General features: G+C 70.1%; 17 protein-coding genes. 8 read left to right on the top strand and 9 right to left on the bottom strand.

Annotated elements, in window-relative coordinates; all coding sequences use genetic code 11:
* Positions 1 to 578: 578 nt before the first annotated feature.
* The 3 genes from BLT62_RS17570 to BLT62_RS01005 form a co-directional block, all read right to left on the bottom strand.
* A complete protein-coding gene (locus tag BLT62_RS17570) occupies positions 579 to 2,009 on the bottom strand; it encodes an FAD-binding oxidoreductase (protein WP_172829597.1) in 1,431 nt (476 codons plus the stop codon).
* 232 nt (positions 2,010 to 2,241) lie between these two features.
* A complete protein-coding gene (locus tag BLT62_RS01010) occupies positions 2,242 to 3,702 on the bottom strand; it encodes an FAD-binding oxidoreductase (protein ID WP_083362386.1) in 1,461 nt (486 codons plus the stop codon).
* 248 nt (positions 3,703 to 3,950) lie between these two features.
* A complete protein-coding gene (locus tag BLT62_RS01005; RefSeq protein ID WP_083362385.1) occupies positions 3,951 to 4,322 on the bottom strand; it encodes a YccF domain-containing protein in 372 nt (123 codons plus the stop codon).
* A 114-nt stretch (positions 4,323 to 4,436) separates the two neighbouring features.
* Between BLT62_RS01005 and BLT62_RS01000 the strand changes: the two genes are divergently transcribed.
* Together BLT62_RS01000 and BLT62_RS00995 are read left to right on the top strand one after the other, a co-directional pair.
* A complete protein-coding gene (locus tag BLT62_RS01000) occupies positions 4,437 to 6,398 on the top strand; it encodes a M13 family metallopeptidase (RefSeq protein WP_083362384.1) in 1,962 nt (653 codons plus the stop codon).
* Between the two features lie 784 nt (positions 6,399 to 7,182).
* The gene (locus BLT62_RS00995; protein WP_083362383.1) at positions 7,183 to 8,106 is read left to right on the top strand and encodes a serine hydrolase; all 924 of its coding nucleotides are present in this window, start codon (positions 7,183 to 7,185) and stop codon (positions 8,104 to 8,106) included.
* A 121-nt stretch (positions 8,107 to 8,227) separates the two neighbouring features.
* On the opposite strand, the gene BLT62_RS00990 is transcribed toward BLT62_RS00995, so the two are convergent.
* Positions 8,228 to 8,665: an NUDIX hydrolase gene (locus BLT62_RS00990; RefSeq protein WP_231919297.1), complete on the bottom strand. Its 438-nt coding sequence runs from the start codon at positions 8,663 to 8,665 to the stop codon at positions 8,228 to 8,230.
* A 123-nt stretch (positions 8,666 to 8,788) separates the two neighbouring features.
* On the opposite strand from BLT62_RS00990, the gene BLT62_RS00985 reads away from it, so the two are divergent.
* Together BLT62_RS00985 and BLT62_RS00980 are read left to right on the top strand one after the other, a co-directional pair.
* Positions 8,789 to 10,174 carry a glycine--tRNA ligase gene (locus BLT62_RS00985; RefSeq protein WP_083362382.1) on the top strand — a complete coding sequence of 462 codons (1,386 nt, stop codon included), beginning with the start codon at positions 8,789 to 8,791 and terminating at the stop codon, positions 10,172 to 10,174.
* 263 nt (positions 10,175 to 10,437) lie between these two features.
* The gene (locus BLT62_RS00980; RefSeq protein ID WP_083362381.1) at positions 10,438 to 11,733 is read left to right on the top strand and encodes an MFS transporter; all 1,296 of its coding nucleotides are present in this window, start codon (positions 10,438 to 10,440) and stop codon (positions 11,731 to 11,733) included.
* 190 nt (positions 11,734 to 11,923) lie between these two features.
* Here BLT62_RS00980 and BLT62_RS00975 read toward each other — a convergent pair whose 3' ends face one another.
* Positions 11,924 to 14,104 carry an alpha-galactosidase gene (locus BLT62_RS00975; RefSeq protein WP_083362380.1) on the bottom strand — a complete coding sequence of 727 codons (2,181 nt, stop codon included), beginning with the start codon at positions 14,102 to 14,104 and terminating at the stop codon, positions 11,924 to 11,926.
* A gap of 33 nt (positions 14,105 to 14,137) precedes the next feature.
* Between BLT62_RS00975 and BLT62_RS00970 the strand changes: the two genes are divergently transcribed.
* Positions 14,138 to 15,187, top strand: coding sequence for a LacI family DNA-binding transcriptional regulator (locus BLT62_RS00970; RefSeq protein ID WP_083362379.1), 1,050 nt, complete (start codon positions 14,138 to 14,140; stop codon positions 15,185 to 15,187).
* Between the two features lie 41 nt (positions 15,188 to 15,228).
* On the opposite strand, the gene BLT62_RS00965 is transcribed toward BLT62_RS00970, so the two are convergent.
* From BLT62_RS00965 to BLT62_RS00950, 4 genes are all read right to left on the bottom strand, one after another.
* Positions 15,229 to 17,004 (bottom strand): glycoside hydrolase family 35 protein, encoded by a 1,776-nt coding sequence (locus BLT62_RS00965; RefSeq protein ID WP_083362378.1) that lies wholly within the window; start codon positions 17,002 to 17,004, stop codon positions 15,229 to 15,231.
* A gap of 105 nt (positions 17,005 to 17,109) precedes the next feature.
* Positions 17,110 to 18,435, bottom strand: a complete 1,326-nt coding sequence (locus BLT62_RS00960) for an ABC transporter substrate-binding protein (protein WP_083362377.1) — start codon at positions 18,433 to 18,435, stop codon at positions 17,110 to 17,112.
* A gap of 62 nt (positions 18,436 to 18,497) precedes the next feature.
* The gene (locus tag BLT62_RS00955; RefSeq protein WP_083362376.1) at positions 18,498 to 19,448 is read right to left on the bottom strand and encodes a carbohydrate ABC transporter permease; all 951 of its coding nucleotides are present in this window, start codon (positions 19,446 to 19,448) and stop codon (positions 18,498 to 18,500) included.
* Complete coding sequence (locus tag BLT62_RS00950) at positions 19,445 to 20,419, bottom strand: carbohydrate ABC transporter permease (protein WP_083362375.1); 975 nt, start codon at positions 20,417 to 20,419, stop codon at positions 19,445 to 19,447. The genes BLT62_RS00955 and BLT62_RS00950 overlap by 4 nt, the downstream gene beginning before the upstream one ends.
* A 149-nt stretch (positions 20,420 to 20,568) precedes the next feature.
* Between BLT62_RS00950 and BLT62_RS00945 the strand changes: the two genes are divergently transcribed.
* From BLT62_RS00945 to BLT62_RS00935, 3 genes are read left to right on the top strand one after another with little or no spacing between them, the layout of a single operon-like run.
* A complete protein-coding gene (locus tag BLT62_RS00945) occupies positions 20,569 to 22,236 on the top strand; it encodes a glycoside hydrolase family 13 protein (RefSeq protein ID WP_083362374.1) in 1,668 nt (555 codons plus the stop codon).
* Positions 22,233 to 24,341 carry a DUF5054 domain-containing protein gene (locus BLT62_RS00940; RefSeq protein WP_083362373.1) on the top strand — a complete coding sequence of 703 codons (2,109 nt, stop codon included), beginning with the start codon at positions 22,233 to 22,235 and terminating at the stop codon, positions 24,339 to 24,341. Before BLT62_RS00945 ends, BLT62_RS00940 begins: the two co-directional genes overlap by 4 nt.
* On the top strand, positions 24,338 to 25,468 hold the full coding sequence (locus BLT62_RS00935; RefSeq protein WP_083362372.1) for a metallophosphoesterase family protein: 1,131 nt from the start codon (positions 24,338 to 24,340) through the stop codon (positions 25,466 to 25,468). Before BLT62_RS00940 ends, BLT62_RS00935 begins: the two co-directional genes overlap by 4 nt.
* Positions 25,469 to 25,832 lie beyond the last annotated feature (364 nt).

The following is a 25,832-nucleotide window of genomic DNA, read 5'->3' as shown; positions in this document are numbered from 1 at the left end:
CGGGGTTGGCTTCGGTCGCTGGCGCTCCCTCGAGCCAACGGATTCTGGCGCTCCCGCGAGCCGACGGATCCTCGCGCTCCGCGAGGCGACGGGAGCCTTGCAACCCCGTTGGTCGAGTAGCGAGGAACGAGCGTATCGAGACCTCGCACGAGGCTCGGTTTCGTGCCGGATACCGGGTCTCGATACGGCCCTGGCGGGCCTACTCGACCATCGGGGAGGGGGTTGGCTTCGGTCGCTGGAGCTCCCTCGAGCCGACGGGAGCCTCACAACCCCGCTGGTCGAGTAGCGAGGAACGAGCGTATCGAGACCTCGCACGAGGCTCGGTTTCGTGCCGGAAACCGGGTCTCGATACGGCCCTGGCGGGCCTACTCGACCAGCGGGGAGGGGCGGGCGGCGCTCTGCGCCACTTTCTGCGCTCTACGCCATTTGGGCTGGCGCGGAGGGCGAGGAAGTGGCGCGGGTTGGCTTCGGTCGCTGGCGCTCCCTCGAGCCAACGGATCCTGGCGCTCCCTCGAGCCAACGGATTCTGGCGCTCCCGCATGCCAACGGGATTGGGGGAGCGTCAGCGACGAGCCGGGCTAGAGGATGGGGTGCGCCGAGCGGATCCGGTCGGCCGGGTCATACTGTTTCTTGGCCGCGCGCAACCGGGTGAGCGTCGCGGCGGGGTAGAGCCGCTCCGGCGCGACCTGCGACTCCCGGAAGTTGATGTAGTCAACGCCGCTGTGCCAGTCCCGGGTTGCGTCGAGCACCGCGGTCGTCGCCGACTTCACCATGGCCGCGACCTCGGGCGTCGGGGCGATGCCGACCGCGTAGAGCAAGAAGCGCCCGGGCATCGAGTCCACGGCGCCGCCGTCGGCCGCCGGCACCGCGAGGGCCCCGCCGATCTGGCGGATCTCCACCGCGAGCAGGGGCGAGTCCGCGTCGGGGCCGGCCAGCTCCAGGATGCGCTCGATGGCGGCGCGCGGCAGCTCGTCCAGGTTCGCGCCGTCGCCGACGCCCGGAACCGGGCCGGGCGGGTCCATGTGCACCTCGCCGAGCCGGCCCGCCGGCATCAGCTCGAAGCTATCGATCATCGGGCCGAGTTCCCGCAGTGGGGCGAGCGTGGCCACGGCCGCGGCCACCCGCTCCGCCGCGGCGCCCGCTCCCTGCGCGACGGCGATTGCCCCGTCGATGCCGATGAAGCGCTGGCCGCGCAGGAACTCGGGCAGCTCCGGCAGGGGCGGCAGGCGCAGCAGACGGATGCTGGTCGTGGCGGCCTCGTCGGCGTCGCGGGCCCAGCTCTCCCAGGCGGTGAGCACCTCGTCGGCGCGCTCGAGTGGGAACAGGAGCATGCCGGCGTACGCGTCGCGCACCGCGAAGACGCGCATCGTGATCGCGGTGACCACGCCGTAGTTGCCGCCGCCGCCGCGGAGCGCCCAGAACAGCTCGCTCTCCTCGTCCGCGGCGGCGCGCAGCATCCGTCCGTCGCCCGCGACGACCTCGATCGCGGTCACGTGCGAGGTGGCCAGCCCCCTGCTGCGGGCGAACCAGCTGAGCCCGCCGCCGAGCAGGTAGCCGGCGACGCCAACGTCGGGGGAGGACCCGGCCAGGGCCATGAGGCCATGCTCGGCCAAGGCGGCGGTGACGTCGCCCCAGAGCACGCCGGCGCCCACGCGCACCGTCAGGGCATCGGAGTCGACGTCAATGCCGGACAGGGCGGCGGTGCGCAGAAGGATGCTGCCGGACAGGTCGCCGAGCGGAGCCGCCAGGTGCCCGGTGCTCTGGGCGACGACGCGCAGCCGGTTGGCCTCGGCGAATCCGATGACCACCTGCACGTCTTCTGCGGTTCGCGGGGCGACGACGGCCTCTGGCTGCTGGTCTGCGCTCAGGTTCCAGGCCTGCCTGGCCGCGTCCCAGGTGGCGTCGCCGGGCGTCGTGACGACGCCGTCGATGCGTGCGTACAGTTCGGCGAACGCCTCGGCGGGCAGCGGGGTGACGCTGCTGGACGAGGGGGATTCTTCAATGGTCATGGAAGCCTTCTTCTCGAGATGGGGTGCGTCGGAGAGTGCCGGACCCACGTCGTGGCAGTCGGGAGACGGGTGGAAAAGCCCTGATCCGGGTGAACGGGAAGCGGGCCCTGGCCGCACCGAGAACCTACGGTAGGCGGGGCGGATGCCGATGGCCTCGGGGCCGTCCCTGAACCCGATTGGCGACCTAGATCGACGAGACGAGGGACCGGGGTCCCGTTCCCGGCGGGCGGACCTACCGCAGCGGGTGCGCCGAGCGGATCCGGCCGGACGGGTCATAGCGGCGCTTCGCCGCGCGCAGCCGGGCCAGGGTGTCCACCGGGTAGAGCCGCTCGGCCGGGGTGGCCACCTCGCGGAAGTTGAGGTAGTCCGCGGCGGCCCGCCAGGGTGCCAGCGCCTCGAGCACCTGGGCCACCGCGGCGTGCAGCACGGCGGCATCCGCGGGGCTCGGGCTCATGCCGCCCGTGAACAACAGGAAGCGCCCGTGCAAACGGTTGACGGCGCCGCCGTCCGGCGCGGCGACGGCGAGCTGCCCGCCGATGTGGCGGATGTCGACCACCATCAGCGGGGTCTGGGCGTCGGGCCCGGTCAGCCCGAGCAGCGCGTCGATGGCGGCGCGCGGCAGCTCGTCGAGGTTCACGCCGTCGCCGGTTCCCGGCACCGGCCCCGGAGGGTCCATGTGCAGCTCGCCGAGCCTGCTGACGGGCATGACGCCGAAGGTGTCGAGGAAGGGGCCGAGCGCGCGCAGCGGGGCCAGGAGCGCCTCGGCATCCGCCGTGCGCCCGGCATCCGCTGTGCGCCCGGTGGGCGCCGTCGGGTCGCCGTCCTCCGCCTGCTCGATGGCAACGACCCCGTCGATGATGACGAGGTTCTGCCCGCGCAGGAACTCGGGCAGCTCGGGCAGGTCGGGCACCCGCATCAGCCGGAAGCAGGTCATCGCGCTCTCGTCGAGCTCCCTGGTCCAGCGCTCCCAGGCGCTGAGCAGCTCGTCGGCCCGTTCCATCGGGAACATCATCATGCCGGCGTAGGCGTCGCGCACGGCGAAGACGCGGAAGGTGATGGAGGTGACCACGGCGTAGTTGCCGCCGCCGCCGCGGAGCGCGTAGAACAGCTCGCCCTCCTCCTCGGCCGTCGCGCGCAACAGCCGCCCATCGCCGCTGACCGCCTCGATCGCGGTCACGTGCGAGGTGGCCAGGCCCATGCTCCGGGCGAACCAGCTGATGCCGCCGCCGAGCAGGTAGCCGACGACGCCGACATCGGGGGAGGAGCCGGCCAGGGCCATCAGCCCGCGCTCGGCCAGGGCCGCGGTGACGTCGCCCCAGAGCACGCCGGCGCCCACCCGCACGGTGAGTTCCTTGGTGTCGATGTCGATGCCGAGGAGGCCGCCGGTGCGGAGCAGGATGCTGCCGGCCAGATCGCCGAGCGGGCTGGCCAGGTGGCCGGTGCCCTGCGGGACGACGCGCAGCTGGTGGTCGTGGGCGAAGAGCAGCGTGGTGCGGACGTCTTCCGCGTGCAGGGGGGCCACGACGGCGTCGGGGCGTTGGTCGGCGCTCAGGTTCCAGGCGAGTCTGGCGGTGTTCCAGTCGGCGTCGCTCGGCGTCGTGACGACGCCGTCGATGCGGGCGGCCAACTCGGCGTACGCGGCGGGGTGCAGCGGGACGAGCGTGGTGAATACGGGCGATTCTGCGATGGACATGGTGACTTTCTTCTCGGAGGAGGTGCGACCGGAGGGGGCCTGGTCCCGTCGCAGGAGGCGGGAGGAGAGGCGCAAGAATCCCTGAACCGAGTCGATGCGAAACGATTGTCAGCCGCACCGAGAGAAAACGTTATGTGTGCCGGATGCCGCAGTCGTCGGGGTTCGCCCCCAAGCCGCACCGGGCCGCGCACCGAGTTGCACCCGCGGCACCCGCGGCATCCGCCGTCAGAGTGCACGGCAGCCGCGCCCTAGACGTCGACGATCTCCTTGCCCAGCGGGGCGAGCGAGACGGGCACCATCTTGAAGTTGGCGATGCCGAGCGGGATGCCGATGATCGTGATGCAGAGCGCGATGCCGGAGGCGATGTGGCCGATCGCGAGCCAAAGCCCGGCGACGATGACCCACACCACGTTGCCGAGGAACGACCAGACGCCGGAGGTCGGCTTGTTCACGACGGTCTTGCCGAACGGCCAGAGGGCGTACACACCGATGCGGAACGAGGCGATGCCCCAGGGGATCGTGACGATCAGGATGCAGCAGACGATGCCGGCCAGCATGTAGCCGAGGAACAGCCAGAAGCCGCTGAGCACGAGCCAGATGATGTTGAGCAGCGTCTTCATAGTTCTCCCAGTGAAGCAGTTCTGGCCCGGCTTCGCACGCATCGGCCGCTGCCGACACTTCGCCACTGGCGGAATCCCCCCGGTTCGGAGCGGCCTGCCCAATAGGCTGAGGCCATGACCGCTGCGACGACTGCTTCCGGAATTGTGCTCGACGAACTCGACCCGGGCGTGCGCCCGCAAGACGATCTGTTCCGCCACGTCAACGGCAAGTGGATCGCGCGCACCGAGATCCCCTCCGACAAGGCCCGCTACGGCTCGTTCTACGTGCTGCACGAAGAGGCCGAGAAGGCCGTGCGCGACATCATCAACGAGTCGCAGGGCGCACCGGCAGACACTGAGGCGCGCAAGATCGGCGACCTGTTCGCGAGCTTCATGGACGAGGAGCGCATCGAGCACCTCGGCGTCGCGCCGATCGCCGGCCAGCTGGCCGTCGCGGCGTCCGTCAGCTCCATCCCGCAGTTCCTCGCCGCCCTCGGCGAGCTGGAGCGCGCCGGCGTCAGCGGCTTCTACCAGCTCTTCGTCGACAACGACCCGGGCGACCCGGAGCGCTACCTCGTGTTCGCCGAGCAGGGCGGCATCGGCCTGCCGGACGAGAGCTACTTCCGCGAGGAGAAGTTCGCCGACATCCGCACCGCCTACCTGGCCCACCTCGAGCGCATGTTCCGCCTGGCCGGCCTGAGCGAGCCCGCCGAGCGTGCAGAGCGCGTCTTCGCGCTGGAGACCGCGATCGCCGGCCGGCACTGGGACAACGTCGCCAGCCGCGACAGCGAGAAGACCTACAACCTGATGAGCTGGGCGGATGCCGCGAGCCTCGTCCAGGCCGACCTCGCCATCTGGCGCGACGCCATGGGCGCCCCGACGGGCGTGTTCAACGAGCTCGTGCTGCGCCAGCCGAGCTTCACCGGCGGGCTCAGCGAGCTGCTCGTCGAGGAGCGCCTCGACGAGTGGCGCGACTGGATGTCCTGGCAGGTGATCCGCGGCGCGGCCGCCTACCTGACCGCCGAGATCGTCGAGGCGAACTTCGACTTCTACGGCCGCACCCTCACCGGCACCCCCGAGATGCGCGAGCGCTGGAAGCGCGGCGTCTCCCTCGTCGAGGGCGCGCTCGGCGAGGCCGTCGGCCACATCTACGTCGACAAGCACTTCCCCGAGTCGGCGAAGACCGCGATGGACGGCCTGGTCGCCAACCTCGTCGAGGCCTACCGGCAGTCGATCACCACGCTGGACTGGATGAGCGCGGAGACCCGCGAGCGGGCCCTCGACAAGCTCGACAAGTTCACGCCGAAGATCGGCTACCCGGTGAAGTGGCGCGACTACTCGGCGCTCAGCATCGACCCGACCGACCTGATCGGCAACGTGCGCGCGGTCAGCGAGTTCGAGTTCAACCGCGAGCTGGGCAAGATCGGCAAGCCGATCGACCGCGACGAGTGGTTCATGACCCCGCAGACGATCAACGCCTATTACAACCCCGGCTTCAACGAGATCGTCTTCCCGGCCGCCATCCTGCAGCCGCCGTTCTTCGACGAGGACAGGGACGCCGCGGCCAACTACGGCGCGATCGGCGCCGTGATCGGCCACGAGATCGGGCACGGCTTCGACGACCAGGGCTCCAAGTACGACGGCGACGGACGCCTCACCGACTGGTGGACGGAGGCCGACCGGGCCGCGTTCGAGCAGCGCACGGCCTCCCTCATCGCCCAGTACGACGCCCTCGCGCCCGCCCAGGTGCCGGACCACCACGTCAACGGCGCCCTCACCATCGGCGAGAACATCGGCGACCTCGGCGGGCTCGCCATCGCCTGGAAGGCCTACCTGATCTCGCTCGACGGCGCGGAGCCGCCCGTCATCGACGGCCTGACCGGCGCTCAGCGCTTCTTCCTCAGCTGGGCGCAGGCCTGGCAGATGAAGGGACGCGACGAGGAGGTCATCCGCCTGCTCGCGATCGACCCGCACTCGCCGAACGAGTTCCGCTGCAACCAGATCGTGCGCAACATCGACGAGTTCTACAGCGCCTTCGACGTGACAGAGGCGGATGCCGCCTGGCTGCCGCCCGAGGAGCGCGTCACGATCTGGTGATGCTCGCGGGCTGCGCGGGTGTCGGCCTCGGTCGCTGGCGCTCCCTCGAGCCAACGGGTAATTCACGTCGGCTGGAGGGTGCCGCGCCGCGACGAAGGAGCAGCGCAGCGCCCGAAGCCCGGGAGTCAACGGGATCGCGTGTGGCTTGGGTCGCTGGCGCTCCCGTGGTCCGGCCCAGTCTCGCTGGTCGAGTAGCGAGGGACGAGCGTATCGAGACCCCGCACGGGTGACGGTTTCCCGCCGGAAACTGGGTCTCGATACGGCCCTGGCGGGCCTACTCGACCAGCGGTGTGGAGCGGGCTGCGCGGGTGTTGGCTGCGGTCGCTGGCGCTCCCTCGGGCCAACGGGGAATTCACGTCGGCTGGAGGGTGCCGCGCCGCGACGAAGGAGCAGCGCAGCGCCCGAAGCCCGGGAGTCAACGGGACCGCGTGTGGCTTCGGTCGCTGGCGCTCCGCGGTCCAGCCCAGCCTCGCTGGTCGAGTAGCGAGGAACGAGCGTATCGAGACCTCGCACCGCACAGAGTCCCCCGCCGAAAACCGGGTCTCGATACGGCCCTGGCGGGCCTACTCGACCAGCGGGTGTGGAGCGGGTTGCGCGGGTCTTGGCTTCGGTCGCTGGCGCTCCCTCGAGCCAACGTGGGGCGCGGAGCGCAGCGCTTTCAGCCTCGGCAGCTACACTCTGTGATGACCCGCGACAGTGCCTGTTTCGGGTGATACTTCCGCCGGGCCAGGGGAGCCGGGCGAATCGCAGAGACACTCCGCCCATACAAGCTGAAGGATGCCGCTTGACCAGCCCTGCCCCGCAGTCGGAACGCCGCGTGCGCCAGGCTGCGCTCGATCGGGGCCGGCACCAGGGCGGCGAGGCGAACGACAACTTCGGCCGCGGCTTCTCGGCACTCGCCGATCTCGCTGTCAACGGCGTGCAGTTGACGGCCCGCGCCAGCGACCTCGCCACCGGGCGCGTGCTCTTCTCCGTCGACGACCACGTCTCTGTGCCCACCGCCGGCATCGGCAAGGTGCTGCTGCTCATCGAGGTAGCCGCCCAGATGAGCGACCCCGATTTCGAGCCGGCGATGGCCGGCGGGCTGGCGATCCTGGACCGTGCGGCCGGCGACGCCGTCGGTGCGGAGGGCCTGTGGCAGCACCTGCAGGCGCCGTCGCTGCCGGTTGCCGACCTGGCCGCCCTGGTGGGGGCATCCGGCGACAACCTGGCCAGCAATGTGCTGCTGCGGGTCGTCGGCCTCGACGCCGTGCGCACCCGGGCCGAGTCGCTCGGGCTCAGCCGCACCGCGCTGTTGGACATCGTGCGCGACCGGCGTGGGCCGGATGACGCCCCGCAGCTCTCGGTCGGCTCGGCCGGCGAGCTCGCCGCCCTGTTCACCGCGCTCGCCCGCGGTGAAGTCGTCAGCCCGGAAGTCTCGCAGCGGGTCGTCGGCTGGCTCTCGCTGCACTCCGACCTCTCCATGGTCGCCAGCGCCTTCGGCCTGGTGCCGCTCGCGCACCGCGCGAGCGACCACGGCCTGCTGCTGGTGAACATGACGGGCACCGCCGCCGGCATCCGCAGCGAGGTCGGCGTGCTGCGCGGCCCGCGCGCCGGCGTCAGCTACATGGTGTCGATGCAGTTCGCCGACACCACGCTCGCGGCTCGGCTCGAGGTGCTCGACGGCATGCGCCAGGTCGGCCTGGACCTGCTGGAGTACGTGCACTGAGCGCGACGCGCAGCGTCGCGAAGGGCGGCAGCCCAGTCCAAGGAATCCTCTGGACCGCGACCGATGCGTGAAGGGTTTCGACAGGGTCAACCGGCGGGCCGGGCCTATCGGCGGGCTGGGATCAGTCGATCAGCCCGAGGGCGGCCAGCCGTTGCAGCACGTCGGCGCCGGCCGGCGGGCAGCGGTCGACCGCCGCCGCGGTCACCCAGTGCAGGGCGCTCACCTCAGCCGACGGCTCCGGGCTGACGGATGCCGCGACGGCGGCGTCCACCCCGAACACGTGCATCCGCACGAGCCGACCCTCCGGCTCGCCGTGTGCCTGCGTGGTCACCACGAACAGCTCGCTGAGCGCGCTCGTCGGCAGCTCGATCGAGACCTCCTCGCGGGCCTCGCGCGCCGCGGCATCCCGAACCGTCTCGCCCGGGTCGATCTTGCCGCCCGGCATGAAGAACACGTCGCGCCCCCTGGCGGTCACCATGAGCACCCGGCGGTCGCGGATCAGGGCGACGGCGGCCACGTGGATGTCGGACAGGGCGGCGGGATCCAGCGGGGAAGTCACCGTCCCATTCAAGCAGCCGCATCGTGCGGGGCTGCCCGATTCGGCACCCAGCGGCGCGCGGCTAAACTGGACGGACTGTTCGCTCGGGCCTTTGAGCCCTGATCACGCCCCATTGGAGCCACCATGGCCGCACCCAGCCGTCTCGACGCCGTCATTGCCCTCGCCCGCCACCGCGGATTCGTTTTCCAGGCTGGTGAGATCTACGGAGGTTCGCGTTCGGCCTGGGACTACGGGCCGCTCGGCACCGAGCTCAAGGAGAACATCAAGCGCCAGTGGTGGCGCTTCATGGTGCAGAGCCGCGAGGACGTCGTCGGCCTGGACTCCAGCGTCATCCTGCCCAAGCAGGTGTGGGAGGCATCCGGCCACGTCGAGGTCTTCAGCGACCCGCTGGTCGAGTGCCAGAGCTGCCACAAGCGCTTCCGCGCCGACCACCTGGAAGAGGAGTTCGAGGAGAAGAAGGGCCGCGCGCCCGAGAACGGCCTCGACGACATCGCCTGCCCCAACTGCGGCAACCGCCACACCTGGACAGAGCCGCGCGCCTTCTCCGGCCTGCTGAAGACCTTCCTCGGCCCGGTCGACGACGAGTCCGGCATGCACTACCTGCGCCCCGAGACGGCCCAGGGCATCTTCGTGAACTTCGCCAACGTGCTGCAGGCCTCGCGCCTGAAGCCCCCGTTCGGAATCGGCCAGATCGGCAAGAGCTTCCGCAACGAGATCACACCCGGAAACTTCATCTTCCGCACCCGCGAGTTCGAGCAGATGGAGATGGAGTTCTTCGTCGAGCCCGGCACCGACGAGCAGTGGCAGGAGTACTGGATGGAGCAGCGGATGAGCTGGTACACCGGTCTCGGCATCGACCCGGAGAACCTGCGCTTCTACGAGCACCCGCAGGAGAAGCTCAGCCACTACTCCAAGCGCACCGTCGACATCGAGTACCGCTTCGGCTTCACCGGCAGCGAGTTCGGCGAGCTCGAGGGCATCGCCAACCGCACCGACTTCGACCTGAAGACGCACTCCGAGAAGTCCGGCAAGGACCTCTCCTTCTTCGACCAGACCAAGAACGAGCGCTGGACGCCGTACGTGATCGAGCCCGCGGCCGGCCTCACCCGCTCGCTGATGGCGTTCCTGGTCGACGCGTACCACGAGGAGGAGGTGCCGAACGCGAAGGGCGGCGTCGACACCCGCACCGTGCTCAAGCTCGACCCGCGCCTCGCGCCGATCAAGGCCGCCATCCTGCCGCTGTCGCGCAACGAGCGCCTCTCTCCGATGGCCCGCGAGCTGGCCGCCGAGCTGCGCCAGAGCTGGAACATCGACTTCGACGACGCCGGCGCCATCGGCCGCCGCTACCGCCGCCAAGACGAGATCGGCACCCCGTTCTGCATCACGGTCGACTTCGACTCGCTCGACGACCGTGCCGTCACCGTGCGCGACCGCGACACCATGCAGCAGGAGCGCGTGCCGCTCGACACACTGTACGTGTACCTGGCCGAGCGACTGAAGGGCGCCTAACGGCGAATTGATCCAGTGGATCAATTCGCCGTCAGGCGAAAGGCGGCAGCCCGAACCAAGGAAGCCGCGAGGACGCGACGCGACCGCGTAACCACCTCGAACGGTTTCGCGTAGCCTGGCTTCGGTCGCTGGCGCTCCCTCGAGCCAACGTGAGAATGCTGGCGCTCCCTCAAGCCAACGTGATTTCGTTGGCTCGAGGGAGCCGGCGACCGAAGCCAACTGGGAGAGTGCGCAATCCGGCGCAGCGGAGGAGGGCGGCAACGATGACGGATGCCACGACACCCGACACCGCCGAAACAGTGCTTCCGGCCGGCGACCAGAAGGCCCGCTTCGCCGCGTTCCGGCATCCGCACGCCCGCCGCTTCATCCTGAGCGGAACCGTCGCCATGATGGGCGACAACATCGAGCACGTCATCAGCTACTGGGTGATGTGGCAGCTGTTCCACTCGCCGCTGCTGGCCGGCTTCGCCGTCGTCAGCCATTGGCTGCCGCACCTCTTCCTCTCGGTCTGGTTCGGCGGGCTGGCAGACAAGTACGACTGCCGGCGCATCATCCAGATCGCGCAGGCGGCGTTCATCACGGCCTCCCTCGGCTGGGGCGTGCTCTTCGTCGCCGGCATCCTCGAGCCCTGGCACTGCTGCGTGCTGCTCGTGATCCACGGCCTGGCCAGCGCCATCTGGCACCCGGCCGACCAGATGATGCTCTACGACATCGTCGGCCCGAAGGAACTTCCGAGTGCGGTGCGGCTGAACTCCACCGGGCGCAACGTCGGCATGCTGCTCGGCCCGCTCGTCGGCGCGACCCTGCTGCTGACCGTCGGCCCGAACCTCGGCATGTTCCTCAACGTGCTCTGCTTCCTGCCGATGGTGATCGTGTTGATCCGGATGCCGTACACCGGCCACACCCGGGTGGCTGCGGCCCCGAAGGTGCGGCTGCGCCTCGGCGAGGCCTTCGCCGAGATCGCCCGGGTGCGGCACAACGTGCCGATCATGAGCATGATCGTGCTCTCCGGCTCGACCTCGCTGCTGATCGGCGTCGCGCTGGCCCCGCTCATGCCCGACTTCGCCGCACAGCTCGGCGGGGCGAACGCCGGAGCCGCCTACAGCCTGCTGATGGCGGCCACGGCGGCCGGGGCCGTGCTCGGCGGCGTGCTGCTGGAGTCGTCGCGCCGGTTCCGGCCGACGGTGCGGGTGGCGGCGGTGGCGACGCTGGCCTACGGGCTCGTCATTGTCGTGTTCGCACTCTCGCACAACTACCTGCTCTCGCTGCTTGCCCTGCTCGTCGGCGGCGTCGTGAATCTGGTGTCGTCGTCGACGGCGCAGACGATCGTGCAGCTGGAGGCGCCACCGGAAGAGCGCGGCCGGGTGATCGGGCTCTACGGCATGGCCAGCATGGGCCTGCGGGCCGGCAGCGGCGTGACGATCGGCGTGCTCGGCGCGTGGATCGGCATCCAGTGGGCGGTCGGGGCCGCCGGCATCGCGCTCTGCCTCGTCGCCGCGGTGATGCTGCTGGTGCTGTGGGCGAAGCGGGTGCCGGCGGCCCCCGCCGTCGCGGGCTGAGTTCCCCGTCGGGCCCCGTAGCCGGTCGGCGGATGCGGGCGCCGAGATGCCCCGAAAACTGCTGCTTTCGGGGCATTCCCGGGCTCGCATCCGCGAACCGGCCACGGGCGGGCCGCCTGCATCCGCGAACCGGCTGTATCCGCGAACCGGCCGTATCCGCGAACCGGCTGCGGCTGCGGCCGGGGCCGGGTCAGCCGACGCGGGTGACCCGGAACAGCACGCCCTGCTCCGGTCGCAGCAGCGGGGCGGCGAGCCCGACGGTGCCGAGCGCGGCGCCGCTCAGCTCGAGCGGGGCGTCGGCCCACCACGGGGCGGGCACCAGGCTCTGCAGCGTCGATCCGACCGGCAGCGGCTCCACGCGGTAGCCGGCAGCCGGGTCGAGCCCTGGGAAGCGGATCCGACCGGGATTCGAGACGGCGGATGCCGCCAGCGAGGCGAGCGAGAACAGGGCGGCCGACCGGTCGCGCGCGACGACGCCGTGCACCGCCACCGTCTCGTCGGAGTGGTCCAGCCGCACGATGTCGCCGTCGTGCAGCAGCGCCCGGCTCTGCTTGTACAGCGCGATCCACTCCCGCAGCTCGGCCAGCTCCTCCGCGGTGGAGCGGCGGAAGTCCCACTCGACGCCGAGGTGGCCGAACACGGCGGTCAGCGCGCGGAACGACAGTGTGTGCGTGCGCCCGGTCGTGTGCGAGGTCTGCGAGGCGATGTGGGTGCCCATCATCTCCGGCGGCACCAGCTGGCTGGTCCAGCGGTTGATCCGCTGGCGGTCGAGCGGGTCGTTGTTGTCGGAGACCCAGACGCGGTCGGTGTTCTCCAGTGCGCCCATGTCGATCCGGCCGCCGCCGGACGAACAGGACTCGATCTCGAGGCCGGGGTAGCGCGACTTCAGCTCGGCGACGAGCCGGTAGAAGGCGAGGGTCTGCGCGTGCACACCCGGCCGGCCGCTCGGCAGCGTGCCGGCATCCACGAGGTTCCGGTTGTGGTCCCACTTGATGTAGGAGATCTCGTACTCGTCGAGGACGGCGCACATCGCGCCCAGGATGTGCGCGTAGCACTCCGGGATTCCGAGGTTCAGGGCCTGCTGGTGCCTGGCCTCGATCGGCAGCCGGGCGCCGGTGGCCATGATCCACTCGGGGTGCGCCCGGGCCAGCTCGGAGTCGACGTTGATCATCTCCGGCTCGAACCAGATCCCGAACTGCATGCCGAGGCCGCGCACGTGGTCGATCAGCGGGTGCAGCCCGTTCGGCCAGGCGTCCGGCGAGACGAACCAGTCGCCCAGCCCGGAGTGGTCGTCGCGGCGGCTGCCGAACCAGCCGTCGTCGAGCACGAAGCGCTCGAAGCCCAGCTCGGCGGCTGTGTCGGCGAGTTCGCGCAGGGTGTCGAGATCGTGGTCGAAGTAGACGGCCTCCCAGGTGTTCAGGGTGACCGGGCGCTCGCCCGCCGCGTGCCCCGGCCGGGCGCGCAGCTGCCGGTGCATGCGGCGCGCCGACTCGTCGAGCCCGTCTCCGTAGATGCCGTACACCCACGGGCTCTCGTAGCTCTCGCCGCGGGCGAGCCGCACCTCGCCGGGCAGCAGCAGCTCGCCGCCGCCGAGCAGCTGCACGCCGCTCAGCACCCGTTCGAGCTGGTGCACGTGGTTGCCAGACCATGCCGTGTGGATGCCCCAGACCTCGCCGCGCGCGAAGCCAAAGCCGGGGGTGCCGGCGTGCAGGATCGTCGCCGCGTCGAGCCCGGTGCGGCCCAGGCGACCCTCGCGGCGGTGCGTGCCGACCGTCATCGCGTGGCGCTGCGGCGCGCGCTCCTGGCCCCAGCGCCCGGCGAAGTCGAGCACCTCGCTGGCGGTGATCGGGGTCGGCAGGCAGAGCAGCAGCTCGTCGAGCTGGTACTCCCCATCGCCGAGGTTCTGCACGGCGGCGCGGGTGCGCACCACCCCCGCCGCGGTGAGCTCGACAGTGAGCGTCAGCCCCAGCCCGCCCGCCGCGTCCTCGGCGGTGGCGATGAGGGTGCCCGCGCCGTGGTTGAGGACTGTCCCGGCGGATGCCGGGTCCAGCGCCACACCGTCCAGCGTGAGGAGAGTGGTCTGCCAGTGCGGAGACCACGCGGTGCCGGAGCGGGAGCCGCTCAGCCCCGGGCGGCCGAACCAGCCCGCGCCGTGCTCGGGGAGCAGCGACACCCGCACCGGCACGTCGGGCTCGCTGGGCGCGAGCGGCAGCTCGCCAGCGTCCCGCAGTGCGAGGTAGCCGGCTGCCGAGAGCTCGCCGCAGTCGGCCCCCCAGTGCAGGACCGCCGGGATCTGCCCGTCGCTGAGGTCGAGCACGAGCGCGGTGCCGGCGGAGCGAAGTGTGACGCCGAGTGCGGGATGGGTGGCCATGAAGAGGTCCTCTCAGGTAGTGTTTGCGTTATCATGACGCGTGAATCAGAGACTTCGATGGAGCTTGCCGTGCCCCCGCGGGACCGTGCGTCGATCAATGATGTCGCACGGCGGGCGGGCGTGTCGGCGCAGACCGTGTCGCGGGTTGCGAACGGAATGAACAATGTGCGGCCGGCCACCCGGGAGCGCGTGCTTGCCGCCATGAACGAGCTCAGCTACCGCCCGAACAGCGCCGCTCGCAACCTCAAGGCCGGTCGTTTCCGCAGCATCGGCCTGGTCACGTTCAACATGACGACGCTCGGCAACGAGCGCACCCTCAACGCCGTGGCCGAATCGGCGTCCGCCGCCGGATACACGACGATCCTGCTGCCGGTCGCCGACCCCACCCAGAGCGAGGTTGCCGGTGCATTCGGCAGGCTGCAGGAGCAGGCCGTCGACGGCATCATCCTGATCATGTCCGCCGAGATTGGCTCCCCGGAGGAGTTGCGGCTCACGGCCGGGCTGCCGCTGGTCATCGTCGACTCCGACGCGACCCAGCCGTACACGATCGTCGACACCGACCAGGAGCAGGGCGCCCGGCTGGCCACGCAGCACCTGATCGACCTCGGCCACCGTGAGATCGCGCACGTCACCGGCCCGGCGTCCTCGTACTCGGCCAGACGCCGCGCCGAGGCGTACCGCAGCGTGCTGACCGAGGCCGGGCTGACCGTCCCGCCGACGCTCGTCGGGGACTGGACCGCGGCGTCGGGCCTGGCCCGCGGGCGCGAGATCGCGGCGTCCGAGCACCCGCCGACCGCCGTGTTCGTCGCGAACGACCAGATGGCGCTCGGAGTCTTGCACGCATTCCACGAGCGCGGGTGGAAGGTCCCGGAGCAGATCAGCGTGGTCGGCTTCGACGATTCTGACGACGCCGAGGCGTACTGGCCGGCCCTCACCACCGTGCACCAGAACTTCGACGAGGTCGGACAGCGGGCGACGAGCCTGCTCATCTCGCTGATCGACGGGGAGCCGGCGCCGCAGAACGCGCTCGTGCAGACCCACCTGGTCGTGCGCGACAGCACCGCCCCTGCCCGCACGAGCTAGCCGAGGGGTGGGCGCAGCCCGGCCGTGCACGGCGGCGCTGCTCACGGCTCGGAGGAGCCGAGCACTGGCCGCGCGACGAAGCGGGCCGCGGCGCGCTCGGCGCCGATCGTCTCGAAGACGATGATCTCGTTGCTGCCGGCGTGCAGCACCGGCCCCGGCACGTAGAGGGTGGCGAGCGGCCCGCGGCTCCAGTAACGGCCGAGGTTGAATCCATTCACCCAGACGACGCCCTTGCCCCAGCCGCTGGTGTCCAGGTGCAGGTCGACCGGGGCGGCAAGCTCGAACCGCCCACTCGCGAGAGCGGGGCCGCAGAGTGGGCCGGGGGCCGCATCCGCCGCATCCGCCGCATCCACCGTGGCCACCGCGGAACCCAGCGCCTCCCGGATCGCCTCGGCGTCGTCCAGCAGCACGGCACCGGCGCTCCAGCGCGTCAGAGGCCGCCCGTTCAGCGTGGCCGGGCCGATGAGGCCCTTCGGCTCGCCGATCCGGGGGCCGTAGTTCACGCCGCCGAGGTTCTCGACGAGCACCGTCAGCGTGCCGCGGGCATCGGCAGGCAGCGGCACCACGCGCTCGTGGTGGTCGCGGCTCAGCGTGCCGACGGGTGAGCCGTTCAGGAACACCTGGGCGCGGTCGCGCACCTCGGCGAAGGCGAGCAGGCCGCCGTGCTCGATCTCGGTGGAGTAGGAGGAGAAGCCGCGCGCCGCAGCGAACTCGCTGCTAGTGGGCAGGTGGGCGAAGCTGCCCTCCGCGATCAGCCCCGCCTGCCAGAGCGGAATGCCGCGGTTCAGTGCCACCTCGAAGACGGGGGCGTCGGTGCGCTCAGCCGGGGCCTCGTCCGGCACGGGGGCGTACTTGGCGAGCACCTCGCGGAACTGCCAGTACTTCTCGGTCGGCGTGCCGTCCTCGGCCAGCGGCGCGTCGTAGTCATAGGAGGTGATCGTCGGGCGGTACGTGCCCTTGTCGTCCGCTCCGTTGGTGAAGCCGAAGTTCGTGCCTCCGTGGAACATGTAGATGTTCACGGATGCCCCGGCCGCCAGCAGCTCGTCGAGCTCGCGGGCCGAGTCGGGTGCGACGCGGTGCGGCGCGCCCCAGGCATCGAACCAGCCGCACCAGAACTCGGAGCACATCAGCGGGCCGGTCGGCTGGTGCCGGCGCAGGGTGGCCAGGCGCTCGCTCGCGCGGGAGCCGAAGGAGCCGGTCTTGTGCAGCTCGTCGAGGCTTCCGTTCTCGAGCATGTCGTCGTTCGGCTGGTCCACAGTCGTCAGCGGCACGTCGATCCCGGCCGCGCGGGTCAGCGCCGTCAAGGCCCTCAGGTAGTCCTTGTCGGAGGCATAGGCGCCGTACTCATTCTCGATCTGCACGAGGATGACGGGGCCGCCGTGCTGGATCTGGCGCGGGCGGACGATCGCGTAGACGTCCTCGAGGTACTCGGAGACGGCGGCGACGTAGGTGGGGTCGTTCGTGCGGAGCGTCATCGACTGGTCGGCGGTCAGCCAGGCGGGGAGCCCGCCGTCGGTCCACTCGGCGCAGATATAGGGCCCGGGCCGCACGATGGCGTGCATTCCCGCCTCGTGCACGAGGTCGAGGAAGCGGGCGAGGTCGAGCTGCGGGGTCGTGAGGAACTCGCCGCGGCTGGGGGAGTGCTCGTTCCAGGGAACGTAGGTCTCGATGGTGTTCAGGCCCATCAGCTTGGCCTTGTGGATGCGGTCTGCCCAGTGCTCGGGGTGCACACGGAAGTAGTGCAGCGCGCCGGAGAGAACTCGGAACGGCGCGCCATCGAGAAGGAAGTCTGTGGCACCGATGGCGAAAGTGGGCATGGCTGTCCTGGTCTGTGCAGAGGAGGAGGGGGAATGACCGCGGGGGCCTGCTGAGCAGCAGACCCCCGCGCTCGTTGTTGCGTATCTCTAGGTGCGTGGTGCGGGTTACTTGTTGACCGTGAAGCCCTGTGCGTTGCCATACTCGACGAGGTCGGCCTGCCACGCCACGAGTCCGGCGTTGATGTCGCCCTTCTCGCCGAGTGCCTTGCCGACGGTGTCGCCGAAGATGTTGTTCGCGTAGCCCTGGAACGGCAGATACTGCCATCCGTCAACCACGTTCTCCGAGGCGGTCTTGCCCTCCTGGTTGGCCTTCTGGCCGCCGTAGGCGGGGAACTCGAAGTCGAGCCAGGCCGGGTCCTCCATGATGGCGGTGGTGCCCGGGAAGCCCTTGGTGTTCTGGATGTCGCGACCGGTGCCGGTAGCCATGAACTCGAGCACGGCAGCGGCAGCGGCCTTGTTCTTGCTCTGCTCGGTGACCGCGAGACCACTGCCGCCGTTCTGGGCGGATGCGGACTTGCCGTCCCACGAGGGGATCTGCGCGACGCGCCAGGTGCCGTTGGGGCTGTAGTCGTCCATGCCCGAGATCATCCAGGAGCCCATCAGCAGCGATCCGAGCTTGTTCTGCTCGAGTGCCTTGCTCCACTCGTCCGACCACGTCGAGAGCGGGGAGAGCTGGTTGGCCGTGAGGAGCGTGCCCCAGTAGTCGGCGAACTTCTTGGTGCCGGCATCCTGCAGGTCGATGGTGACGTTCTCGCCCTCGACCTGGAACGGACGGCCGCCCGAAGCCCAGAACATGCTGGTGATGAAGCCGGCGTCACCGCTGTTGGCGATGTAGGCCTCCGGGTCGTGGGCGTTGATGGCGGCGGCGGCGGTGGCGTACTCGTCCCACGTCTTCGGCGCCTCGGTGATGCCGGCCGCGTTGAAGAGCTCCTGGTTGTAGATCATGACCATGGGGCCGGAGTCCATCGGGATGCCGGTCTGCTTGCCGCCGAAGTTCATGGCGTTCCAGGTCGACTCGGTGAAGTCGGCTGCGAAGTCGTCGATGCCGTACTCGCTCATGTCGGCCAGTGCGCCGCCCATGGTGAGCTGCGGGATGGTCTGGTACTCGGCCGGAACGAGGTCGGGGGCGCCGGTGCCCGCCTTGACCGCGTTCTGCAGCTTGGTGACGACGGCGTCCGGGTTGTCCATCTTGACGACGTCGATCTTGATCTTCGGGTTCTCCTTGGTGAAGGCGTCGGCCATCTCCTGGGTGTCGTCGCCCCAGGTCCACCACGTCAGTGTGGTCTCGACATCGAGAGCCGCGTCGACGTCCTCTTTGCTTCCGCCTGCTGAACCGCCGTCGGCGGCGCAGCCAGACATCGTGCCGAGGAGGAGGGCGCTGGCGCCGAGAACGGCACCAATCCTCATCCAGTTGCTGTGGGAGTTCTTCATTGTGTTTCCTCTCGTGGTGTTGGGGTGGTGCGAATGCGGGTGGAGAAGTTCAGGGTCTGGCGTTACTTCACGGCGCCGCTGGTCAGCCCGGACTGCCAGTAGCGCTGCAGATAGAGGAAGGCGCCGGCGATCGGGATGACGGTGAGCAGCGAGGCGGTGATGACCAGTTCGGGGATCGCCTCGCCGCCGATGGAGCTGGAGGCGGAGGCCCACTGGCTCAGGCCGACCGTGAGCGGATACCAGTTCTGGTCGCTCAACATGATCAGCGGGAGGAAGTAGTTGTTCCAGGTCGCGACCACCGAGAACATCAGCACGGTGATCAGAGCGGGTGCAAGCTGGCGCAGGGAGATGGAGAAGAAGATGCGCAGCTCGCCGGCTCCGTCGAGCCGGGCGGCCTCAAGCAGCTCGTCGGGTATCGCCTCTGCCGCGTAGACCCAGACCAAGTAGAGGCCGAAGGCGCTCACGAGTGAGGGGATGATCACGGCCCAGGGGGTGTTGGTCAGCTGGAGCTTGCTGAACAGCAAGAACTGCGGCACAGCGAGCGCCGTGTTGGGAACGGCGATGGCGCCGAGGATGATGGCGAGCACGGCCCGGCGCCCGGGGAAGCGGTACTTCGCGAGCCCGTAGCCAGCCAGGGTGGCCAGCAGCGTTGCGCCGCCGGCACCGACGACGACGTACAGGATCGTGTTGCCGAACCAGCGCACGAAGATTCCGTCGTGATAGGTCAAGACCCTGCCGATGTTCTCGAAGAGTGCGAAGTCCCCGGCGAACCAGAGCGAGAACGAGTTGTAGAGGTTCTCGCGGCTCTTGCTCGCGTTTGCGATCAGCCAGAACAGCGGCACCAGGCAGTACAGGAGCATCAGCGTCATCAAGATCGTCAGCGAGACGGATGCCCGCCGATGCCGCGAACCGCCGGGCTTGCGCTTTGGCGTGCGGGCGGCGGCCGGCAGCTGCCCGCTCGCCAGGCGGCTGGGTGTGCGTGCCGTGCGCGTCACGCTTTCTGCGGCGGTCATGCCTGCTCCTCCTTCTTGGACTTCTTCTTGAAGTTGAAACCCTCGGGGTTCTGGGCGATGAAGGCGACGATCATCGTGATGATGCCCGAGAGGATCGCGATCGCGGCGGCGTAGTTGAACATGGAGCCGGAGAACGAGAGGTTGAACGCGTAGATGTTCGGGGTGAAGTAGCTCGAGATCAGGTTCGGGGCGATCGCGCGCAGCATCGTCGGCTCATTGAAGAGCTGGAAGCTGCCAATGATCGAGAACAGCGTCGCGATGACCAGGGCGCCGCGGATGCTGGGCAGCTTGATGCTGAAGATGGTGCGGAAAGGGCCGGCGCCGTCAATCTCCGCCGCCTCGTAGAGCTCCTGCGGAATGGCCTTGAGGCCGGAGAAGAAGATCAGCATGTTGTAGCCGACGAACTCCCAGGTCACGATGTTTCCTATCGCTGCCATGAGGTAGCTGTTCGAGAGCGGTTCGGGCAGCTTGAATCCGAGGAGGTCGTTGAGGTCCGCGACCAGACCGAACTGCGAGCCATACATGTAGCCCCAGATCATCACGGCCACGACGCCGGGAATGGCGTACGGCAGGAAGATCGAGAGCCGGAACAGCGGCACCCACCGCAGTCGCGCGCTGTCCAGGGCGAGCGCCGCGAACAGTGAGAGGCCCAGCATGATCGGCACCTGCACGAAGAGGAAGATCGTGACGCGCAGCAGGCCGTCCCAGAACTTCGGGTCCGTCAGGGCCTGCGCGTAGTTCTCCAGACCGACGAAGGAGTTGCCTCCGACCAGGGTCTCGCGGAACAGGCTGAGGAAGATCGCGTAGATGAGCGGCGCGATCAGCACGAGCAGGAAGATCGCCATGAACGGGCCGACGAACAGCCAGCCCGACCAATCGCGGCGACGGTGCGCGGTGCGCGGCATGAGCTTCGCGCCGGCCTTCGGGGCGCCGGTGACGACCAGTTCAGTATTTAACGAGCCCGTCGTCATGCGAGAGTCTCGCATGCGCTCTGGGCGGGTGACGACTTCGTCATTCCCCTCACTCCTTCGTGAATGTTTGCGTTGACATGACTGTACGGGCTAACTTCATGTTTACGCAAACAGAATTTGCACATTCGAAAGTAACGAAGGAGTTACGCTTGCTGTCAACCCCCTCGCAGCCCCGAGAATCAGGGGATCTGTCCCCCTTCTCGCTCGCGGAGTCGCGCGCCGGATCCGAGTGGTGGCGCACCGCCGTCATCTATCAGGTCTACCCGCGCTCGTTCGCCGACTCTGATGGCGATGGCATCGGTGATCTGCCCGGAATCACCGCGCGGCTCGGCGCATTGCAGGCGCTCGGGGTCGACGCGGTGTGGATCTCTCCCTTCTACCCGTCCCCGCAGCGAGACGGGGGGTACGACGTGTCCGACTATTGCGACGTCGACCCGCTGTTCGGCACACTCGCCGACTTCGACGCATTGCTGGCCGAGGCGCACGCCCGGGGCATGCGCGTGATCGCCGACCTGGTTCCCAACCACTCCAGTGACCGGCATCCGTGGTTCCAGGCGGCACTGGCCGCGGGCCCCGGCAGCCCCGAGCGGGCGCGCTACCACTTCCGCGACGGGCGCGGCGTGGGCGGGAACGAGCCACCGAACAACTGGCAGTCGTGGTTCGGCGGTCCCGCGTGGACCCGGCTCGGTGGCGATGACGGCCAGCCCGGCCAGTGGTACCTCCACCTCTTCGACAGCTCCCAGCCCGACTTCGACTGGTCCAGTGAGGAGGTGCGCGAGGAGTTCCGCCGGGTGCTGCGCTTCTGGCTCGACCGCGGGCTGGACGGCTTCCGGGTGGACGTGGCGAGCAGCCTCGTCAAGGCCGACGGCCTCCCCGACATTGACCCGGACGCCGACCCGCAGTACGAGCCGCACAGCGGCCAGCCCGGCGTGCATGAGATCTTCCGCGACTGGCGTGCCCTGCTCGAGGGCTACCCCGGAGACCGCATTCTCGTGGCCGAGGCCTGGGTGCAGCCGCTCAGCCGCCGGGCGGAGTGGGTGCGCCCCGACGAGATGCACCAGGCGTTCAATGACCTCTTCGACGTGTGGGACGCCCCGGCGCTGCGCGCGCGCATCGATGCGACCCTCGCCGCATTCTCGGCGGTCGGCGCCCCGGCGAGCTGGGTCGCATCCAACCACGACTCGGTGCGGCACGCGACCTCGCTCTCGTTCCCGGATGCGCCGTACGGTGGCATCGGGCCGCGCACGCCTGACGTGCCGGACTACGACGACTGCCTGCCCCGGGCTCGGGCGCAGGCGCTCCTCAATCTCGGGCTTCCCGGAGGCGCCTACGTCTACCAGGGCGAGGAGCTCGGCTTGCCAGAGGTGACCGAGATTCCCGACGAGCTCCGGCAGGATCCGACGTTCTTCCGGACACAGGGCGAGCAGTACGGCCGTGACGGATGCCGGGTGCCGATCCCGTGGGAGGCCGAGGCCCCGTCGTACGGCTTCGGCCCGGGGCCGGCATCCTGGCTGCCGCAGCCCGAGCGCTGGGCGCGGCTCGCGCGTGACCGCCAGCAGGGCGACCCGGAATCCGTGCTGAGCCTCTACCAGGCGGCCATCGCCCTGCGCCGTGAGCACGCGCTCGGGGCCGGGCAGCTGGAGTGGGTGGATGGCCACCCCGACGGCGTGCTGGCGTTCCGCTCTGCCGGCGTCACCGTGCTCGTGAACATGGGGGAGTCCGCCGCCGCGCTCCCCGCTGGCGAGATCCTGCTTGCGAGCGCACCGATCCACGACCGTACCCTTTCCCCCAACACCGCTGTTTGGATGCACTCATGATCACTACCGTCCACGTTATCTTCAAAACCCACCTCGACTTGGGTTTCACGGACACGGCCAAGAACGTCACCGACCGCTACGTGCACGAGTTCCTGCCGCGCGCGATCGAGCTCGCCGCCGAGCTGGACCGCCGCGGGGGAGCAGCCCGCTTCGTCTGGACGACCGGCTCGTGGCTCATCCACGAGGCGCTGCGGCTCGGCAGCGCCTCGGAACAGGCTGCCCTCGAAGCGGCGATCCGCGCCGGCCAGGTGCGCTGGCACGGCCTGCCGATGACGACGCACACCGAGCTGATGGACGCCGGCCTGCTGGAGCACGGCATCTCCATCGGCCGCGCCCTCGACGCCCGCTTCGGCACGCACACCATCGCGGCGAAGATGACGGACGTGCCCGGCCACACGATCGGGCTCGTCCCGTTCCTGCAGCGCGCGGGGCTGGAGTACCTCCACCTCGGGGTGAACGGGGCATCCGCCGTGCCCGAGGTGCCGGAGTTCTTCGTCTGGCGGGCGCCGGATGGCAGCGAGGTCGTCGTCAACTACGCGCAGAGCTACGGCGCCGCCACGGAGTTCGGCGTGGCCGTTGTGCCCGGCGGCGAGGACGCCATGCACCTCGCCCACACCGGCGACAACTTCGGGCCGCCCTCCGCCGAGAGCGTGGAGGAGCTGTTCGTCGGCCTCGCCGCCGCCTACCCGGGCGCGCGCATCATCGCGTCCACGCTGGACTCCTTCGCCGAGGCGGTGCTCGCGGCGCGCGACCGGCTGCCGGTGCTCGAGCAGGAGATCGGCGACTCGTGGATCCACGGCGCCGGCAGCGACCCGGTGCTGACCGCGCGCCTGCGCGAGCTGCTGCGGCTGCGCAGCCACTGGGTCGCCTCCGGCCAGCTGGTTCCCGGCACGCCGGAGTGCGACGCCTTCAGCGACGGCCTGCTGCTCGTGCCCGAGCACACCTGGGGGGAAGACCTGAAGACCCACCTGGCCGATTACGTGAACTACGAGAAGGCCGACTTCGCCCGGGCCCGGGCCGCCGACCGGATCGACCCCAGCCAGAATCCGGCCGAGTTCGACGCCTTTGCCTGGGCCTACACGGAGCACCCGCGGCCGGAAGGGCTCAGCTACTCCGCCTTCGAGGCCTCCTGGGCCGAGCAACGGGCACACATCGACCGCGCCCTGGCGGCGCTGGCACCCGCGCGGCGCGCACAGGCCGTCGCCGCGCTGGAGAGCTGCCGGCCCGACGGGCTGGCGCTCGCGGGGGAGGCGTGGAGCGAGGTCGACCCGGCGGCGGCGCACCGCGCCGGCGCGTACACTGTGCGCATTGGAGAGGACGGCGCGCTCGTGTCGCTCGTCGATGGCCAGGGCGTCGAGTGGGCCGACCCCGGCCACCCGCTCGCCGCCTACCGTTATCAGACCTTCGACGAGCGCGACGAGCAGCGCTGGATGGGGGAGTACAACCGCGATCGGGAGGCCACCGGCATGTGGGCGATCCCCGACTTCTCGAAGCCGGGCCTGGCCATCGCCGAGACGCTGCCGGCCACGGTGTTCGCACCGCGGGTCGCCTCCGCCTCGCGGCACGACGACGGTGACGCCACGACCCTGGCGCTGCGCCTCGAGCTTCCGGCCGAGGCGTGCGAGCACTGGGGCGGCGCGCGCGACATCCGGCTGTCCTACCGCTTCCCGCACCGGCCCGGCCCGATCCAGATCACGCTCGACCTCGCGGGCAAGGACGCCTCCCGGCTGCCAGAGGCCGGCTGGCTCGGCTTCCGGCCCCGCACCGGCGCGGGCGAGTGGCGGCTCGACAAGCTCGGCACGGCCGTCGACCCACAGGACGTCGTGCGGAACGGCGGGCACGCCCTGCACGCCGTGGGCGCGGTGCGACACCGAGGCGAGGGCGCCGCGGGCGGCCTCAGCCTGCAGCCGCTCGACTCGCCGCTCGTCGCCGTCGGCGAGCCGAAACTCTTCCGCTTCGACAACGCGGTCCCCGACCCGGATGCCGGATTCCACGTCAACCTGCACAACAATGTCTGGGGAACAAACTTCACCATGTGGTTCGACGACGACCTGCGCTCGCGATTCGTGCTCGAGCTCCACAGCAACGCCGAGGAGAAGCGATGAAGAAGCCACTCGTGACCAGCCCCGCCGTCGTGATGGCCCCCCGCGCCGACGGCTTCGAGGTGGTCTGGGGCGTCAGCCGGCTGAGCCGCGGGCGGCTGGAGTGGGCCACGGGCGAGGAGGCCGGCGTGGCCTACTCCGACGCCTTCGGCATGGTGCCGCAGAGCGACCGCGTTCTGCGGGTGCGCCTGAACGGGATGCCGGCCGGCGCCGAGGTGCGCGTGCGCGCCGTGACCGAGGCCGTCACCGGCAGGGGCGTGAAGGGCGCGGCCGAGCGCCACGAGAGCGAGTGGAAGACGGTGCGCACGCTCGACCCGGCGGCGGGCAGCGCGCACTTCGCCGTGTGGAACGACACGCACCGCCACAAGAAGACCCTGAGGGCGCTGCACGCCGCGACGCCCGAGGTCGACATGCTGATCTGGAACGGCGACCTCTGCAACGACTGGAAGCACCCGTCGACCTTCGTCGACACCGTGCTGGACCCGGCCGGCTGCGATGTGAGCCGCGGACGGCCACTCACCATCTCGCTCGGCAACCACGACGTGCGCGGCACCTGGGCGTACCAGCTGCAGGAGTACGTGGCCACGCCGGAGGGGCGGCCGTACACGGCGTTCCGCGTGGGCCCGGTCGCCGGCATCGTGTTGCACACCGGCGAGGACAAGCCTGACGGGCATCCGAGCTTCAAGGGCCGGGTCGCGTTCGAGGCGCTCCGCGCCGAGCAGGCGCAGTGGCTCCGCGAGGCGACCGCCCGCCCCGAGATCCGCGACGCCCCGTACCGGGTGGTGTTCTGCCACATCCCGCTGCGCTGGGTGGACGAGCACGAGGTCGACTACGAGCACGGCGGCTACGACAGCTTCAGCAAGATGAGCCGCGACGAGTGGCACGACGCGCTCAGCGCGTGGGGCGCCCAGATCGTGGTGTCCGGGCACATGCACGAGACGGCCTCGATCCCGCCGAGCGACGAGTTCGGCTACGCCCAGCTCGTCAGCGGGGGGCCGGAAGCCAGCGCCCGCTCGAAGGAGGCGGCGACCTGGGTCGAGGGCGTGGCGAACGCCGGCGAGCTGGTGCTGACCATGCGCGACCTCTCCGGCGCGGTGCTGCACGAGGTGCGGCTGGAGCCGCTCGCCTAGCCTCCGCTGCCTGCCCGATCCCGTTGGGATCACCACAGTGGCGCGGGGTCAGCGGGCGACAGAGGCCTGCCCAATCCCGTTGGTCGAGTAGCGAGGAACGAGCGTATCGAGACCTCGTACGCGGCACGGTTTCTCGCGGGATGCCGGGTCTCGATACGGCCCTGGCGGGCCTACTCGACCAGCGGGAGGGGCGGGCACCGGCCGCGTTGGCGCGAGGAGCGTGCGACCGACGCCTGCCCGATCCCGTTGGGATCACCACGGTGGCCCGGGGGGAGCGGGCGACAGAAGCCTGCCCAATCCCGTTGGTCGAGTAGCGAGGAACGAGCGTATCGAGACCTCGCACGGGGCACGGTTTCTCGCTGGA

Origin of the sequence: Microterricola viridarii (assembly GCF_900104895.1) — a bacterium.
In the GTDB taxonomy this organism is placed as follows: domain Bacteria; phylum Actinomycetota; class Actinomycetes; order Actinomycetales; family Microbacteriaceae; genus Microterricola; species Microterricola viridarii.
The sequence above is the reverse complement of the archived record's forward strand: the minus strand, read 5'-3'. Positions and strand labels throughout refer to the sequence as shown.

Bases quoted from the DNA above. Each gene is read 5' to 3' on its own strand.
- BLT62_RS17570 (WP_172829597.1), bottom strand. From the start codon at position 2,009: ATGACCATTGAAGAATCCCCCTCGTCCAGCAGCGTCACCCCGCTGCCC.
- BLT62_RS01010 (WP_083362386.1), bottom strand. From the start codon at position 3,702: ATGTCCATCGCAGAATCGCCCGTATTCACCACGCTCGTCCCGCTGCAC.
- BLT62_RS01005 (WP_083362385.1), bottom strand. From the start codon at position 4,322: ATGAAGACGCTGCTCAACATCATCTGGCTCGTGCTCAGCGGCTTCTGG.
- BLT62_RS01000 (WP_083362384.1), top strand. From the start codon at position 4,437: ATGACCGCTGCGACGACTGCTTCCGGAATTGTGCTCGACGAACTCGAC.
- BLT62_RS00985 (WP_083362382.1), top strand. From the start codon at position 8,789: ATGGCCGCACCCAGCCGTCTCGACGCCGTCATTGCCCTCGCCCGCCAC.
- BLT62_RS00980 (WP_083362381.1), top strand. From the start codon at position 10,438: ATGACGGATGCCACGACACCCGACACCGCCGAAACAGTGCTTCCGGCC.
- BLT62_RS00975 (WP_083362380.1), bottom strand. From the start codon at position 14,104: ATGGCCACCCATCCCGCACTCGGCGTCACACTTCGCTCCGCCGGCACC.
- BLT62_RS00970 (WP_083362379.1), top strand. From the start codon at position 14,138: ATGACGCGTGAATCAGAGACTTCGATGGAGCTTGCCGTGCCCCCGCGG.
- BLT62_RS00965 (WP_083362378.1), bottom strand. From the start codon at position 17,004: ATGCCCACTTTCGCCATCGGTGCCACAGACTTCCTTCTCGATGGCGCG.
- BLT62_RS00960 (WP_083362377.1), bottom strand. From the start codon at position 18,435: ATGAAGAACTCCCACAGCAACTGGATGAGGATTGGTGCCGTTCTCGGC.
- BLT62_RS00955 (WP_083362376.1), bottom strand. From the start codon at position 19,448: ATGACCGCCGCAGAAAGCGTGACGCGCACGGCACGCACACCCAGCCGC.
- BLT62_RS00950 (WP_083362375.1), bottom strand. From the start codon at position 20,419: ATGACGACGGGCTCGTTAAATACTGAACTGGTCGTCACCGGCGCCCCG.
- BLT62_RS00940 (WP_083362373.1), top strand. From the start codon at position 22,233: ATGATCACTACCGTCCACGTTATCTTCAAAACCCACCTCGACTTGGGT.
- BLT62_RS00935 (WP_083362372.1), top strand. From the start codon at position 24,338: ATGAAGAAGCCACTCGTGACCAGCCCCGCCGTCGTGATGGCCCCCCGC.